At 61.5% G+C, this 16,266-nt stretch carries 9 protein-coding genes; 2 read left to right on the top strand and 7 right to left on the bottom strand.

The genetic code is table 11. The annotated features are described in order from the left end of the window. Positions 1 to 45 precede the first annotated feature (45 nt). The 5 genes from ACS0VV_RS01530 to ACS0VV_RS01510 all read right to left on the bottom strand — a co-directional run bounded on the left by ACS0VV_RS01530 (position 46) and on the right by ACS0VV_RS01510 (position 9,130). Positions 46 to 2,481 (bottom strand): glycoside hydrolase family 3 protein, encoded by a 2,436-nt coding sequence (locus ACS0VV_RS01530; protein ID WP_483530982.1) that lies wholly within the window; start codon positions 2,479 to 2,481, stop codon positions 46 to 48. A 71-nt stretch (positions 2,482 to 2,552) separates the two neighbouring features. Beyond that, complete coding sequence (locus ACS0VV_RS01525) at positions 2,553 to 3,788, bottom strand: MFS transporter (protein WP_483530981.1); 1,236 nt, start codon at positions 3,786 to 3,788, stop codon at positions 2,553 to 2,555. Next, complete coding sequence (locus tag ACS0VV_RS01520) at positions 3,781 to 4,848, bottom strand: LacI family DNA-binding transcriptional regulator (protein WP_483530980.1); 1,068 nt, start codon at positions 4,846 to 4,848, stop codon at positions 3,781 to 3,783. The genes ACS0VV_RS01525 and ACS0VV_RS01520 overlap by 8 nt, the downstream gene beginning before the upstream one ends. A gap of 5 nt (positions 4,849 to 4,853) precedes the next feature. Further along, positions 4,854 to 5,807 (bottom strand): glycoside hydrolase family 16 protein, encoded by a 954-nt coding sequence (locus ACS0VV_RS01515; protein WP_483530979.1) that lies wholly within the window; start codon positions 5,805 to 5,807, stop codon positions 4,854 to 4,856. A 173-nt stretch (positions 5,808 to 5,980) separates the two neighbouring features. Beyond that, complete coding sequence (locus tag ACS0VV_RS01510) at positions 5,981 to 9,130, bottom strand: TonB-dependent receptor (protein ID WP_483530978.1); 3,150 nt, start codon at positions 9,128 to 9,130, stop codon at positions 5,981 to 5,983. Between the two features lie 271 nt (positions 9,131 to 9,401). On the opposite strand from ACS0VV_RS01510, the gene ACS0VV_RS01505 reads away from it, so the two are divergent. Then, on the top strand, positions 9,402 to 10,910 hold the full coding sequence (locus ACS0VV_RS01505) for a tryptophan halogenase family protein (protein ID WP_483530977.1): 1,509 nt from the start codon (positions 9,402 to 9,404) through the stop codon (positions 10,908 to 10,910). 81 nt (positions 10,911 to 10,991) lie between these two features. Next, positions 10,992 to 11,666, top strand: coding sequence for a response regulator transcription factor (locus tag ACS0VV_RS01500; protein WP_483530976.1), 675 nt, complete (start codon positions 10,992 to 10,994; stop codon positions 11,664 to 11,666). 145 nt (positions 11,667 to 11,811) lie between these two features. On the opposite strand, the gene ACS0VV_RS01495 is transcribed toward ACS0VV_RS01500, so the two are convergent. Continuing rightward, entirely contained in the window at positions 11,812 to 14,496 is a 2,685-nt protein-coding gene (locus ACS0VV_RS01495; protein WP_483530975.1) for a TonB-dependent receptor domain-containing protein, read from the bottom strand. A gap of 122 nt (positions 14,497 to 14,618) precedes the next feature. Continuing rightward, entirely contained in the window at positions 14,619 to 16,214 is a 1,596-nt protein-coding gene (locus ACS0VV_RS01490; RefSeq protein ID WP_483530974.1) for a hypothetical protein, read from the bottom strand. Positions 16,215 to 16,266 lie beyond the last annotated feature (52 nt).

The raw sequence follows: 16,266 nt of genomic DNA, 5'->3' as shown, positions 1-16,266 counted from the left end.
ATCCCGGCTCCGCACACTATGTTGGACCCAAATCTCCCTGACGCGTCAGAAAGAGCATTCCGCGCCGTCGGGCAAGTCCTCACGGCGGATTTCTGCGATACGGAAGGTAATTTCGCCTTCGCTGACAAAGCGCAACGTATCGCCCAGATTGGCGGCGCAGGCATCGGTGATAACCATTTCGCGGAAGCCCTTGCCTTGGGCGTTCTCGAATTCGAGGCGGACATCGAGTTCGCTCATGCTGCCGCCCGCATCGCCGGTCATAATCGTTACCGCGCCTGTCGGACGGGTGACGACTTCGTAGGTGATGCGCCATGCGCCGCCGCTGCTTTGGCCTTGCGTGATGCCCAGCTGCGCGCCTGCATTCATGCTGATTTCGCGCGAATCTTCCTGCGCATCACGGTCGTAACCGCGCGCGCGCACGCCGCCTTCGCTGCCCACCAGATTGGGCAGCGCGCCGCCGCCGCGAACCGTCGCGGTCACTCCATCACCCAAACGGCCCGAGCCGAAGATTTCCTGCGACGGGCCGGTGAGCAATTGCGCGCAATCCTCGCTCAGCGTCTGCAGCGGCGCGGTTTCCTCAAACGAGCGACCATAGCCGAGATTGAACAGCGCGCCTTGCGATCCATTGACCGGCGTGCCGCCACATTGCAGCGGCCAGCTGAAGGATAGGCGACCCGTCGGCTGCACCAGACCGAACAGCACGTCGGCAACGCCGCCGCCTTCACTGCCCGGCAGCCACGAGGCGACGAAGGCATTCGCGGCATTGAGTTCGCGGTTCATCCACATCGGGCGACCCGAGAGGAACACGGCCACGGTCGGGATACCCTGTTCACGGAAGCTGCGCAGCAGGTTCAGGCCCTCTTCGTCACGGAAGACGAGATCGGTCTGGTCACCGGCGAATTCCGCGTAAGGTTCTTCGCCGAACACCACGATGGCGACATCGGGCCGGGATTCGAAACTGCCATCGGGCGACAGCGTGGCGGTGCCGCCGCCTGCTTCGACGGTTTCCTGGATGCCGTCCCAAATCGACATGGCGTTGGGGAACAATTCGTCGGCGACACCCGCGTCAGCGCCCATCACGCCTTCGAGCCCACCTTGCCATTCGAGCGTCCATCCGCCCGACGCGCGGCCGATATCATCGGCAGCCATGCCCGCCACCAGCACATTCGCGCTGGCCTGAAGCGGAAGCACGCCGTCATTGCTCAGCAGCACTTGCGACTTCGCCACAGCTTCGCGCGCCAGTGCGCGGTGTTCATCCGATGCGAGAAGGTCAAACTGGCCGCCAACGCCGCGCTCCGACGGCAAAACCGGCTCGGGACGCAGCAGACCGGCGCGATATTTGACGCGCAGCACGCGGGTCACCGCTTCGTCCACCCGCGCCATGGGGATCGTGCCATCTTCGACCTGCGCGATCAGCGTTTCAGCAAGCGCTTCCCAATCATCGGGCACCATGTAGATGTCGAGCCCGGCGAGCAGCGATTCCGGGCAATCGGTCACGGTGCAGCCGGCCACCTGGCCGTGGCCGTTCCAGTCGCCGACCACCAGCCCGTCAAAGCCCATCTGGCCGCGCAGCACATCGGTCAGCAATTGTTCGTTGCCGTGCATCTTGGTGCCGTTGATCGAGTTGAAGCTCGCCATAACGGCTTCTACTCCGGCATCGATCGTTGCCGGGTAGGGAACGGCGTGGATCGACATCAGCTCTTCCAAATCGCCGTTCACATCGCCCTGGTCGACGCCCTGCTCGGTCCCGCCATCCCCGAAAAAGTGCTTGGCGGTGGCAATGACGCGGGTGTCGCCGAGGAAATCGTCGGAACCGGGCGTGCCTTGCAGCCCCTCAACCAATGCCGCGCCCAATTCGGCGACGAGTTCGGGGTTCTCCGAATAGCTTTCGTAGGTGCGGCCCCAGCGGTCATCCTGCGCCACCGCTACGGTCGGCGAGAAGTTCCAGTCGATGCCGGTCACCTCGATTTCGGTCGCGGTCGCATGGCCAATGCGGCGCACAAGATCGGCATCGCCTGCCGCGCCAAGGCCGATATTGTGCGGGAAGATCGTTGCGCCGACGACATTGGTGTGGCCGTGTACGGCGTCGGTACCCCACATGGTCGGGATGACCGGCTGGCCTTCGGGCAGCGGCTCGATCGAGGCTTCGTACATCTCGTCGGCATAGCGCAGCCATTCGGAAGCCTCGGCAAATTCCTCACCATAGGGGCCGCCATTGCCGCCATTGAGATAGCTGCCGAAACGCCAGCGCTCCATGTCTTCGGGCGTAAAGGAGTTGATCTGCGGCTGGATCAGCTGGCCGATCTTGTGTTCCAGCGACATCCGCGAAACAAGATCGGCGATGAAAGCGTCTTCATCGTCGTACGACACTGCGGATTCGGCGATTGTCACCGCTTCGCCAAAAATGCCATCGCAGGCCGCAAGGCTCAAACTCAAAGCCGCCGCAGCCACGGTTGCGCGGAACACCGCCTTCACTCGCATTGTATCCTCTCCGATTTGAGAACGTTCTCAAAGTCGCTTGTTTTACACCGCAAGCCCCTCTTGGCAAGCGCCTATTTACCGTTGTGGCGGATACGTCCTGCGCTCAGCAGCGAAAGGCAGGCAAGCGCGGCAAGGCCGGACAGCAGGACGAACAGTCCGTCAAAGCCGAACACCGGCACCAGTGTCAGCGTCAGCACCGACATGATCGGGGAGGGGACGGTATTGGTCAGATTGAACAGCCCGAGATCGCGCCCGCGTCGTTCCGGGCTGGGCAATACGCGCAGTGTCTGTGCCGAGTGCAAAGAGAGGAAGACATGGGCGGACAGCCCAAACACCGCATAGGCAGCCAGCGCCATAACGAGATTGGGCGCAATCGCCATCGACAGCAGCGCCGCCGCGGCAACTCCGGCAGCGATGGTGAGCGGGAAGATCGGCCGATCCGCCCGGTCAGCCCAGCGCCCGACCCATAGCGCCACCGGCACGGTCACCAGCAACACGCCGAAAAAGATCTGCGCCGCTTGGTTGTCGCTGAAGCCGGGCGCAATCGTGCGGAGCCAGAGGTAAAGATAGGCGAACAGCGCCGCCTCCGCGATCTGCACCAGCAGCCTCGCGAGCCACATCCGCACCACCACCCCGCGCTGCTGGCTGGGTCTGCGCACGGCCTTCGGCGTTACCGGGTCGACCAGCGCGGGAAAGTCCACAGGTCTGCCCAAGACAAGTGCAGGGGCGACGCAAAGGATGACAAGGATGGCGACCAGTATCAGGCGGGTATCGGCCGAGGCGAGGCCAGGGATCGTGATGAGCGCGCCCACCAGCGCACCCATCGCCGGAGCCAATGCCAGCAGTCCTCCGAGCAGGCCTTTCTGGTGATCGGGCACCGTATCCCCCGCCCAAGCGGCGAGCGGAGCCAGCATCATATTGAGCGCAAACTGCCACGCCACCAGCATCGCGATCAGGACGGGCAATTGCGTTGCTGCAGACATATTGGCGAGCAGCAGGCTGCTGGCGACCAGACCGGCAGCGATCCAGCCCCGCCGCCCCCAGCGGGCTGAGCGGGTCACATCGGACGCCCAGCCAAAGCCGATATTGGCAAAGCTTGCAGCAATGGCACCGGCAAATGCGGCATAGGCAAGCCAGCCCACGCTCGCTTCCCCCGCAATGGCCTCGACCCGCACCGGCAGCAGGATCGTCAGGAAGGGCACATAGGCAATCGCACCGCCCGCCACTGCCAGTGCATAAAGCAGCAGGAACCGCGCGGACTGGCTGTGCCTGCTTTCCGGTTCTGCCTCGATCGACTCGTCAGGCACGCGCGACCGGCGTGCGCAATGCGCGCACCGAAGCACGCTCGATCAATTCACCTTCCACGACAACTGGCATTGCGGGCAGCTCCTCACCGCGATTGGCGGCAATCAGCAATTCCACCGCGCGACCGACCGTGGCGGCAATCGGCTGATCGACCGCAGTCAGCGGCGGCTGCACAAAGCGCACGACGGGCGTGTTGTCGAAACTGATGATCGAGACATCGCCCGGCACCCGCAAGCCAACGGCATGGGCGACATCATTGGCCGCCATCGCCATCTGGTCATTGCTGGCGATAATCGCGGTGGGGCGACGGATGCTGCTGAGCAATTTGCGCGCGGCGCGCTCGCCCGAAAGGAACGTGAAATCGCCATCGACACACAGTCTTTCGGTGTCGAGCCCGGCGGCCTCCATCTCCTCGCGCCATCCGGACTTGCGCCTGCCGCTTACGGCATATTCGTCCGGCCCGGCGATAAAGCCGATGCGGGTGTGCCCCCGGTCTATGAGATAGCGGGTCACCTTGCGCGCCATCCGCTTGTCACCCATGGTGAGCGAGATATTCCCGCCCTTGGCGCGGCTGCCAATGCGGGCGAAGGGGATCTGTTCCTGCTCTAGCAGTTCGGTAATCAGCGGATTGTCCGAGTGGGGCGGCGTCAGGATCACTCCGTCAGGCTGCAAAGCGGCAATCGCCCCCTGCAATTCGCGTTGCACATTATCGTCATGCGTATCAACCAGTTCGAAGATCAGGCGATAGCCATATTCGGCACATTTGAGCATCCCGCCCATCAGCATCTGGTCAACCCAGTCGCTGCCCTCGCGCGCCTGCCAGTCGGCGATGGTCCGTTCACGGTCATTGAGCGCGAGAATAATGTAAGAGCGCGACCCGCTCATCCGCTGTGCGGCGATTGAAGGGACATAGCCCAGCCTGTCGATAGACGCTTGCACCCGCTCTTTCATTTCGGGGCGGACATTGGCCTCGTTGTTGATCACACGGCTGACCGTTTGCAGCGAGACGCCGGCATCGGCCGCCACGTGCTTGATCGTTACCGATTGCTTCCTTCGTGCCACGCGCCTTAACCCCCGGTGCAGCCCCGACCGGTGGACGGACTGGCATCACATTCCCAAACACGCACCCAATCGACTTCCATGCGCTTGGGAAACCCTTCGTCCGACACGCCGCCAAGTGCATTGCCTTCCGGCCAGCGCCCACCAATAGCCAGATTCAGGATGATGTGGAAATCCCTGTCAAACGGAGCGTTCCGTGCCGTTGTCGCGGTGGTGTACCAATCGCTTGCGTCTGCGGTGGCGTAGACTTCACCGTCTACCGTCCAGCTGAAGCGCCCCTCTTCCCAGATCACCCCGTAGGTGTGGAATTCTCCGTCTAGCAGGTCGGGGAATGAGTGGCCTTGGCTATACTGGTCGTTATTGGGCCAATTGCCGCCAAAATGCAGCGTGCCGTAAATCGAATTTTCGCCGCCCGCTTCGCAGCTGTCGCAAACCACTCCGGGATTGATGATTTCCAGAATGTCGATCTCGCCCGAGGCTGCCCAGCCGCCATATTCGCTGCGTTCGGGCATCATCCAAAAGGCGGGCCACACGCCCTGCCCCTGCGGAAAACGCGCGCGGATTTCGAAGCGGCCATAGGTACGTGCGAAATGGCCCTGCGAGGTGATTTTGCCCGACGTGTACGGCTTGGTGCGCTGCTCGCCCGGATCGGTGCCGCTCGGGCCGAAACTGGCTGGCCAAGCGGGCCCCGTCCATTGCTCCGAACGCGCCGTTAGCACCAGCAGGCCGTTCTCCACCGACACGTTCTCGGGACGCGGGGTGTAGCACTGGCGCTCTTCGTTGCCGCCGCCCCAGCAATCATTGATGAGGTTCCAGCGCGTGGTATCGATGGCGGGGCCGTCAAACTCGTCCGACCATACCAATTGCCACGCGCCGCCCGTTGGAGACGGGGTGGGTGAAGGTGCAGAAACGATGGCGCCACCGCTGCCAGCAGGACTGTCGCCGCCGCATCCCGAAAGCACCAACGCGCCTGCTCCAAGAGCTATAGCCGCATAATGTCTAATTTTCGCTGCCACCGAGGACCCTTTCACCGCAATGTGTGCGCGGCGATTGCATGAAACCAAAATGGGCTCCGGCGTGCAAGACACCGGAGCCCATCTGCCCCCTCTTGTGGAGGGTATGCGCCTCGCTCCGGTTAGAAGCTGAAACGCACCAGACCGGTAAAGCGGCGGTCGTTGCGATAGGCGGAGCGGATGATCCGCGTTCCGTCAAAGTCGATGACCGAGCTCGTCTGCGTCACTTCGTCAAGCAGGTTAACACCCTGCACACCGATCGTGATGTTGTCGGTGATGTCATAGAAGATGGAACCGTCGAGCTGCCCCGTTGCTTCACCCCAGATCGGCGAGAACGGGAAGATCACGTCGCGCGGCGTCTGCAGGAACTCGGAACGCCAGTTATACGCTGCACGCGCCGAGAAGCCGCCGACTTCGTAGAACAAGGTCGCGTTGACCGTGTGCTCCGAAATGCCGGGCTGCGGAAGCTGACCGAACACATCGCCGTCCGACGAGAAGTCGTTGGAGTCGATGTAGGTGTAGGTGAACTGTCCGCCCAGATGCTGCAGCGGTCCGGGGAGGAATTCCCACACGTCCTGATAGGCAACTTCCACCCCGCGCAGTTGCGCGGTGCCGAAGTTGACCGGGCCGTTGACTTCCACATCCACCGTGACGCCCGACGGGCTGGTGAAGGGTCGCACCGTGGGGCCAAAGCCGAACAGGTTACGGAAGTCCTTCTGGAACACCGCTGCCGTGATCGAGCCAACATCGTCGAAGTAATATTCGAAGCTGAGGTCGAAATTGTCCGATTCGATCGGACGCAGCAGGCGGTTGCCGGTGAAGATGGCGAACAGCGGGCCGTTGGCCAAAGCATCGGGGCCGGCCAACTCCAGCGAACGGCTGTTGTCGAAGATCGCACCGCCGGTGCGGAAATCGGACAGGTCTGGCCGCGAAATGCCGGTCGAATAGGCGAAGCGTGCGAGGAAACCGCCACCGAAGTCCAGCTTCACGTTGAAGCTGGGCAGCCAGTTGTCGAACACGATGTCATCGCTATCGTCGATCACTTCGCCCGTGAAGGCCGCAGCGAATTCGGCCTGACGTCCTGCGCTGAGCGAGCAATAACCCGGAGCTTGCTGGCCCGGCTGCACGTTGGCGCAAGCAGCAGCGATTTCAGCTTGCGTAACGGTGCCGTTCTGGTCGGTGTCGAAGAAGTTGCCGAAGGGGAAGTTGATTTCACCTTCCGAACCGATCAGCGTTTCGACGTAGCGGATGCCGATATTGCCCGACAGTTCCCAACCATTGGCGAAGTCCGTGCCGAAATCCAGGCGGGCATAGGCTGCCCGGGTCGTTTCATCGACATCGGAGATTTCACCCGGCAGGAACGGCCCGTCTACTGCGCCGCCGCGCGCGCTGATCGGGAACCAGGCGTTCGGAGTCAGGGTGAAGGCCGTGATCGCATTTGCCTGCGTGCGCACTTCGCCGCGCAGGTAATCGTCGAGCACATTGTCCGAACCGAAGAAGAAGGCCGAACCATCACCCAGCGGCGTCGGCGCAGCGCCGCGCTGGAAGTTGTCGCCGAACGGATTGCGGATTTCTGCCGAATTCGGGAAGTCGCGCACATAGGCACCACCGCAGCCAAAGGCCTGGAAGTCGCCGCAGTTCCAGTTGCCGCCACGGCCCGTCCACGGTGCACCAAGGTTGCCCCAGTTGGAGAAGTTGGCGGTACGGGTGACGCGGTTGCGCTCCGACCAACGGGCGCCAAAGCGAGCGGTACGGAAGAACCCGTTGTCCGAAACGTCATATTCCAGATCGGCGCGCAGGCTGTACAGATCGCCTTCGTTGCGCACCTGGTTGTCCAGCAGGAACCAGTAAAAGGTGCGCGACGGATCGTTGAAGTAGGACGCGTTCGAAGCGCCGGTACCAGGCTCCAGGAAGGTGACCTGCGGCGTATCTCCGGTATTGTCGATCTGCACATCGGAGTAGGTCTGCATCGCAGAGATGAAGCCATCTTCGCTGCGGTTCGAGCTGATATACTGGCCTTCGAAATTGAGGGTCAGGCGATCAGTCAGCTCCATATCGACATCGAAGCTGAAGTCTTCGGTCACCGCTTCGTCTTCACGGTTGAAGCGCAGCAGCTCGGTCGGAATGCCGCCAGCCTGGTTGCCGTTGAAAGGCTGCAGCTGGGTCAGCACACCGGTCTGGAAGACGGGGCCGTCAAACGTCCAGGTCGAACCTGCCGCCGGAACCGGGAAAAGACCGTCATCATTGACCAGAGCCAGCGCGGCAAATTCAGCCAACGAACCTTCGACTTCCGCACGCAGATATTCGAGCGTGACAACAAAGGCGCCGTCATTGCTTTCGAACTGGCCGGTTGCCGAATAGGCGCGGCGGTCACGAGTCAGCGTGGTGGTGCGCACACCAGCACCCTTCGGCACGACGACGGTGCCCGCGGGCGGGAAGTTGGTTTCATCGAAATTCGGGTTGCCGAAATAGCCGCCCGACCCAACGTTCACGACGCGCAGACAGCCGCTGTCGAACGTATCAGCACGGTAGCACGGGTCGGTCAGCTGCGAGGCATCGGTGCGGGTGACCAGTTCCTGCTGCGCGTAGCCCAGCTGCAGGCCGAACGTACCGATACCGGTGTCGAAGGTGTTAGAAATCAGGCCCGAGAAACCGGGCGACCATTCCTGCGCCATATCGCCATAATTGGCTTCGATCGTGCCCGCGACATGGAAGCCGGGGTTGTCGAGCGGGCGGCGGGTCACAAGGTTGACCAAACCGGAGATGTTGCCTTCGATCATGTCGGCCGAGACGTTCTTGTAAATCTCGACGCGGCCCAGCAGCTCGGGCGATACATCGTTGAACGAAAGCACACGACCGCCATTGGCGGAGAAGATGTCGCGACCGTTCAGGTTCGACAGAACATAGGGGAGGCCGCGGATGATGACGTTCGAGCCTTCGACCGAGAAACGGTCCGGGTCGTCGCGCTGTTCGAAGCGGCTGATATTCACACCGGGAACGCGCTGCAGCGCTTCGGCGACCGAGCGGTCAGCCAAGGCGCCAATGTCTTCTGCGGTGATGACATCAACCACCGTGTCTGCGTTTTCTTTAAAGTCCTGGGCGCTTTCCAGCGAGGCACGGAAACCCGACACGACGATAACGTTTTCGTCTTCCGGATCGACCTGCGCTTCAGGATCGGCGTCCTGCGCGAAGGCACCATTGGAAACCGCAGCGCACAGCGCGAGGCTGGACACGGTTGCGAGCGTACGAGCCCGGTTTGCGGGCGTATTCATGGATTTGCGCATCTAATCTCCCCTTCGATGCAGCCTTGCGGATTGCGTGCACCGGCACCAAAAACTGTCCCGACATTCGGGATCGCTCTTTGCATACCAATAATGTTAGCGTTCACAAGTCCAAAAAATGAACGTTCACATCTGCGCGGCCTTGGTGTAACATTTTTGCCAACATTGATCCCGACACAGACCATTGCACAGGGCGCATGGCCCTTTCGCAATGCGCGGCGCAGCGTTATCGTCCGGCGGCGAGAGGACTTGAGAACACAACATGGCAATCAATCATATCGTGATCGTGGGTGGGGGAACCGCAGGCTGGATGGCAGCAGCAGCAATGTCCCGGCTGCGCAAGAACCGCGAATTGGCGATAACGTTGGTGGAAAGCGAAGAAATCGGCACGGTCGGTGTCGGCGAAGCCACCATCCCGCCCTTTGTCGACTTCCAGACGCTTCTTGAAATTGACGAAGCGGAAATGCTCGCCGCTGTGCAAGGCAGCTTCAAGCTGGGCATCCAGTTCGTTAATTGGGGCAATGTCGGCGAAAGCTACATCCACCCCTTTGGCAATTACGGCTACCAGATGGGTGGGCTGAGCTTTCACCATATCTGGCACCACGCGAAATCGCGCGGCGACAACCGGCCGATCCAGGTCTTCAATGCCGAAACCATGGCGGCCTATTTCGGCAAGTTCGCCAAAACCGACGCTATGCAGCGCGATGATCTGCCGCCGATCAACTACGCCTATCATATCAACGCCACTGCCTATGCAGCCTTCCTGCGCAAATATGCAGAGGCACGCGGCGTGGTGCGGCAGGAAGGCAAGGTCAGCGATGTGCAGCTCGATGCTGAGACAGGCTTCGTTAAGTCGATCGCGCTGGAGAACGGCCCGACCATCGCCGCCGATTTCTTCGTCGATTGCACGGGTTTCCGGGGTCTACTGATCGAGCAGGCGCTCGAAACCGGATATGAGGAGTGGACGCACTGGCTGCCTTGCAACCGCGCGGTCGCCCTGCCCTGCAACCGCGATGACGGCTCGCCGCCACCGCCTTTCACCAAAGCGACCGCGCATAAGGCGGGCTGGCAGTGGCAAGTCCCCTTGCAGCACCGCAACGGCAATGGCCATGTCTATTGCGATGCCTATATGGGTGCGGACGAGGCGACCGATATCCTGATCGCCAACATTGCGGGCAAGCCAACAGCAGAGCCCAACCATTTGCGTTTTGTGACCGGGCGGCGGAAGAAGTTCTGGAACAAGAATGTCGTGGCGCTTGGCTTGGCGGCAGGTTTTATGGAGCCGCTCGAATCGACCTCGATCCATCTCATTAATACCGGCATCAACAAGCTCATCGCGCTGCTCTCGCTCGACGGCGTGAACGAGGCGCAGCAGGCGAGCTTCAACCGGCTGACGATGAAGGAATACGAGAAAATCCGCGATTTCCTCATCCTCCATTACAACGCCACCCGCCGCGACGATTCCGATTTCTGGAATTACTGCCGCACGATGAGCGTGCCTGACAGCCTCACCGAGAAGATCGAGCTGTTCAAAATGAACGGACAGATTTTCCGCGAGGATGACGAGCTGTTCACCGAAACCAGCTGGGCGGCGGTGATGATGGGACAGGGCATCCAGATGCAGGGCCACAATGCGATGGCGGCAACGCTTGATCAGGCCGAAACCAAGGCAGAGCTCGACGAAATCGAAAAGTCGATCCGCTTCCTCGTCCAGCATATGCCGGGCCATGGCGACTTCTTGCAGAAGTATTGTCCGGCAAAAGCCGCCTAACTGAAAAACCCGCTCGAACTGTCATAATGCGGTCAAGAAATCCCTCCAGCACTCCGGTCAGCTCAGGGGATTGGCCGAAGCATGAAGCGCGTCAGTATTCTTACCACAAACAGCGACTCCGCTCAGTTTGCGGATTTTGCGCATGGCGATACGGTGTTCGCGTTTTCCCTGCTGACTTCGGCGGGGCCGCGCCAGTTGGTGGAAGGGCCGGCGTGGATCTTTGTCGACTGGGTGCTGGATGATTGCTCGGGGCTGGAAATGGTGCGCCGCTTGCGCAGCGATCCGCGCCTTGGCGATGCGCATATTACCGTTATTCTGGAAGCGGACGACGTAGAAGACCGGCGCCGTGTGTTGAAAGCGGGGGCGGATGACTATGCGATTGCTCCGCTTTCCCGGCAGGCCATGCTTGATCGTGTGCTAGCCCTTCAGGTCGGCGCGTCCGCGCCCTTGGAAGACCGGCTGATCGAATGCGGCGATCTGGTCATCAATCTTGGCAGCGAGCAGGCACGCTGGCAGGGCGAAGCGATCCCGCTGCGTCCTAACGAGTTTCGGGTGCTGCGCTATCTGGCGGAGAACCCCGACAGAATCTTCTCCCGCGAGGAACTGATCAACGCGCTCGGCAAGGCCGGTGACCCTGCCTATACACGCACAGTGGATGTGTGGATCAAACGGCTGCGGCATGGCCTGCGGCAAGCGGGCGCCGACCATATGCTGCGCACCGTCCACGGCAAGGGCTACGTTTTCGACGCGCCTTGAGCACGATGGACACTGCTGCGAACAGTCCGGGATCCCTATCGTAACCGGTATGTCCGGCTGCCGGAACTCCCCACCCCGGCCTTCGAGCGGATAAGGAAGGGCCCCCGGCATCGCTGCCGGAGGCCAAATTGTTTTGCCGCTTCTATCAGAAGGTGAGCGAGAGCGAACCGGCGATGGTGGTGCCAACGTCAAACGTGTTGATCTCGAAACGGTCGATACCGTTGGTCTGGAACTCCTCGTTCCCACGCCCGAAGATATTGCGCGCTTCAAATTTGAACTCCGCTTCCGCGCCGAACAGGTCGATGCCCTGACGGAAGACCAGATCGACCCGCAAGCCCGGATCTTCCACGATATCCGGGAGGCCCGAAGTGCCGCGACTGGTCACACGCTCGCTCGCATAGTTGAGCAACACCGTGAACTGCTGCAGCGTATCGATGTCTTCGAGGCTGACTTGGAAGTTGGCGAGGTGATCGGACTGGCCGGTCAGCGGGACGCCATCGACAAACAGGTTGGTCGCCGGGGTGATGCCGCTGGGAAACAGCAGCGTGGTATCGGCCGCATCAACCGCGATTTCGGAATTGGTCCAAGTGTAGTTGGCAAAGATCGAGAGATCCTTGCTTTCGAACCACCCGCCCCAATCCATCAGGCTGATCGTGTAGGCGACATCGGCTTCCACACCATACAGTGTGGCCGACGGGGCGTTGGCGAAGCTCGTCAGCTGGTTGTTGTCGGAGAAGCTTGAGAAAGCTTCGATCGGGTCCTGGATATCCTTGTAGAACGCCGCGACCGAGATGCGGTCACCGCCGCCCAGATAATATTCGCCGCGGACTTCGTAATTGGTCAGCTCGCTATCCACCAGCAGCGGGTTGCCGTTGAACTGGCGGTTGGTTTCCGGATCGTAGAAGGTCTGAAAGATCAGCTCGCGGAACTGTGGGCGGGCAATCGTGCGCGAAGCGTTGGCGCGCAGCTGCAAGTCCTCGATCGGTTCGAAAGTAATTGTGGCGGCGGGCAGCCAGTATTCGTTTTCAAGCGAGGTCGAAGCGGTCGAGACCGACGGGGTGGAAAACACTTCGGCCGGGCGGACGAATTGCGTCGCCCGCTCGTAACGCACACCGGCGTCCACGCTGAGGCCGAACACCGGTTCCCAGTTGATCTTGCCGTAGCCGCCATGGACTTCAAGGCCGGCATCGAAGGCCGGATCGGATTGGGTCGATTCGATCAGGCCGATATCGAAGAAGTCGATGATGGCATCGCCCAGCAGCAGATCGGGGCGCAGCGCGCCGACTGCATCGGGGAAACTGGTGGGAGCATTGAACAGGAACTCGCGCCGTTCGGAGAAGCGGATTGTGTCGCTGTAAGCGTAGCCCACCGTCACGGCGAGACTGTCCAACAGCGGATAGCTCAGGTCGATGCCGCCCGACCACAGCTCTTCTTGCAAGTCGGAAAACACCACCGACGCATCGCCCGTCTGGCGGTCGAGAACGTTGATGAAGGTGTCGCCCAGCTCGCTCTGGTCGTTCGAACGGACATAGGTGAAGGTGTATTCGTAAGGCGCCTCACGGTCGGTACGGGCATAACCGCCGCGCAGATCGACGCCGAGATCGCCAAACTCGAGCTCCGCCACCAGCTGGGTGTCGATCAGCTGGCGTTCGTACCACGCCGTCTGCTGCTGCTGGACGCTGTCATCGTCCTGGAAATCCTCACCCTGCGAAAGCCGCGCGAGCTTCTGCGTGTCGCGGATGAACAGATTGGTGAAGCGGAACTGGTGATCGCCAATCTCCAGCCCGAAGCCGAGCATGGCGTTCACCAACGAACGGTTATCGGTCACGAGATCGTTGAAATCGGTATCCAGCGAGAAATCGGCGAGGATTGTTTGCGATGTGATGTCGCGCGTGCGCCAGCGGTTCGAAACCGAGCCGGTGAAAATGATCCCGAACTGCCCGTCGCTGCCGACATCGATCGCGGTGCCTGCGGTCAGGCCGGTCGACCAGTTGGCCGGAATGTCGCCGATCGTCTGCAGCAGCACCAGATTGGGATCTCCCAGCTGTTGCGCGATGTCCTGCTGGGTAACGGGCGCACCGTCGATATTCTGGGCAGGGTCGAGCGGGATGTCGCTCATCCGAAGACCACTGTTGAAATAGGTTTGCAGCGCCGGCGGCACATCGCGGGTGCCGTCGTCGAAGCCGAACCAGTCGAAGTCCGAACCGTAATAAGCAAGACCGTTATGGAATGTCGTTTCGGTGTCGGCGCTAAGCCCGCCGCTCAGCGTGATGAAGCTTTCATCGGGAATGGCGCGGGTGGTCAGATTGATCACACCGCCGCCAAATTCGCCGGGGAAGTTGGGAGAATAGGTTTTCTGCACCAGCGAGGAGGCGATGACGTTGGTCGGGAAAATATCCAGCGGCACCACGCGGCTCAGCGGCTCGGGCGAGGGCAGCGGCAGACCGTTGAGCAACGCCAGCGAATAGCGGTCACCCAGACCGCGGACATATACAAAGCCCTGCCCTTGCACCGAAAGGCCGGTCACGCGGCCCAAAGCACCGGCGATATCGCCCTCGCCCTGTCGCGCGATTTGCTCGCTCGACACGACGTCGACAACCTGGCTGGAGTTTTGCACCGGATCGCGGTTGATGCGTCCAGTCACGATAATCGTATTGCCGCCGGGGATCGAGATGTCCGGTTGCTCGCTTTCCTCGTCTTCGGGGTCTTGCGAGGCCGGAGTTTCCGCCGCTTCCTCTTCGGGAGTAGCCTGCGCAAATGCCGCACCGGGCACGGTGAGCGCGGTGGTGAAGAGGAGCAAAGCCGCCAGCTTCTTGCCAGTGGTCATCATCGGGGAATCCCTCGCATACGATCCAGAACGTCATAAGCGGACGCCAAGGTTCCGCTTGCAAATGCGGCGAAGGGGACCTCGGGCAGACGCGTTGTCAGACCCGAAGCCCCCTCCAAAGCCACTTAGAAGACCGGGATGCTGGTGCAGTCGCCGGTGTTGTTGGTGCCAAAGCTCACGGCAGCCGAGTTGCAGGTCCAACGCTGGGTCCAATCATCGGTCGGGCTGACCGCGCCGATGAAGTTGGTGGCCACAAAGCTGAAGCCGTTATTGTTCAGCGTCGTCACATCGAAGATCGGGGTGAAGCCGGTCTCGTTCGCACCGTTCAGGTAACCGTTGACGATGGTGTTGGTGAAGCTGGCATTGTTGCCGGTGCCGGCGTTGAAAACGCCCTCTGTATCGGCAAGCGAGACGCCGTTGCTGCCCGCGCGGAAATCAGTGGCGCAATCGAGCGCGACCGAGTTGAAGCGGGGGGCACCCACCTCGTCACCGCCCGGATTTGTGGCAGCGATGGTTTCGGTCTGGTCGATGCGAATACACGGCGTTCCGGCCGAGGAAGCATCGATCATCAGCGTGTTGTAAAGCCCGTAATCGGTGCCGCCACGGATACGGATGGCTTGGTCACGGTTGTTGCGCTGGATAAAGGTCGCGTTAGCGATCGTCGTGTTCTGGCGCGGGGTCTGCTGGTACAGGCCGTTATCGCTATCCGCTTCGATGATCGTGTCGCCGACGCCGGGACGCTGCGCGGCGATGACGAACTGCATATTCGCCTTCACGCCGGTGTCGGTGTCGAGCGAGTCGTCTTCCGCACCCGCTACGATCAGGTTCGAGATATTGACGATGCCGCCGAAGAATTCGACGCCGTCATCCGACGAGTTGACCGACTGGATGTGGTTCAGCACGGTGCTGCGGCCGGTGCCGCCCGTGGTCAGCGCCTGCAGTTCGCTGTTGCCCGAGAGCACGAAGCCCGAGAAACGGATTTGCACATAACGCATCGAGCCCGAGCTGTCGCCCGGCGATGCGCCGCCGAACAGCGCGGGGTTCACCGCGCCTTCCACCTGGCGTTCGCAGTTGACCGTACCCGGCGTTGCACCCGGCGCGATACAATCGGTGACCGGAGCGCGGCCCGAAAGGACCACGCCGCCCCACTGGCCTGAAGCGTTGGGATTGTTGGCGTTGAAGCCCACCACGTTGTCACGGCTGGTGAAAATGATCGGCATCTGCGGCGTGCCAACCGCGTTGATGCGGTTGCCGCGGGTTACGTTCAGGAAGCCCGAACCCGAGCTGTAGAGGATCACGCCAGGCTCGATGGTGAGCGTCACATTGGTGTCCGAAAGACCGTCCGACGCATCGGCAGCCGGGCCACCGTCAGTGCCGACATTGGTTTCGCCCGCAATCCGGTACAGCAGGCCGTCAAAGCGCGGCAAAGTCGAAGACACGTTGAGGCGGCTCGGCAGAGTGCACACACGCCACGTGCCTTCGGGGCCGGTGATCGTGCCTTCGTCGGTCAGGCCCTGCGCATCGGCGATGGTCGGGCAACCGCCAGCCGGTGTCACAAGCGCCGATGTCGGCGTAGGGGTCGGCGTCGGGGTCGGCGTTGCCGGCGGATTGTTGATGATGACATTGCCGCCGGTGCCGGGCGAAGCAATTTCTTCCGGGCCGCACGCTGCGAGCGCCAGTATCGAGCTACCAATGATGAGTGAACGGGATAGTTTGGTCACAGCTTACAGCCCCTCATGAGGATCGTTTGAATCGCAAAGCAACGGAATGGGT

It is taken from the genome of Aurantiacibacter sp. KMU-128, assembly GCF_056933515.1.
This window is presented reverse-complemented; position numbering and strand designations above follow the sequence as displayed.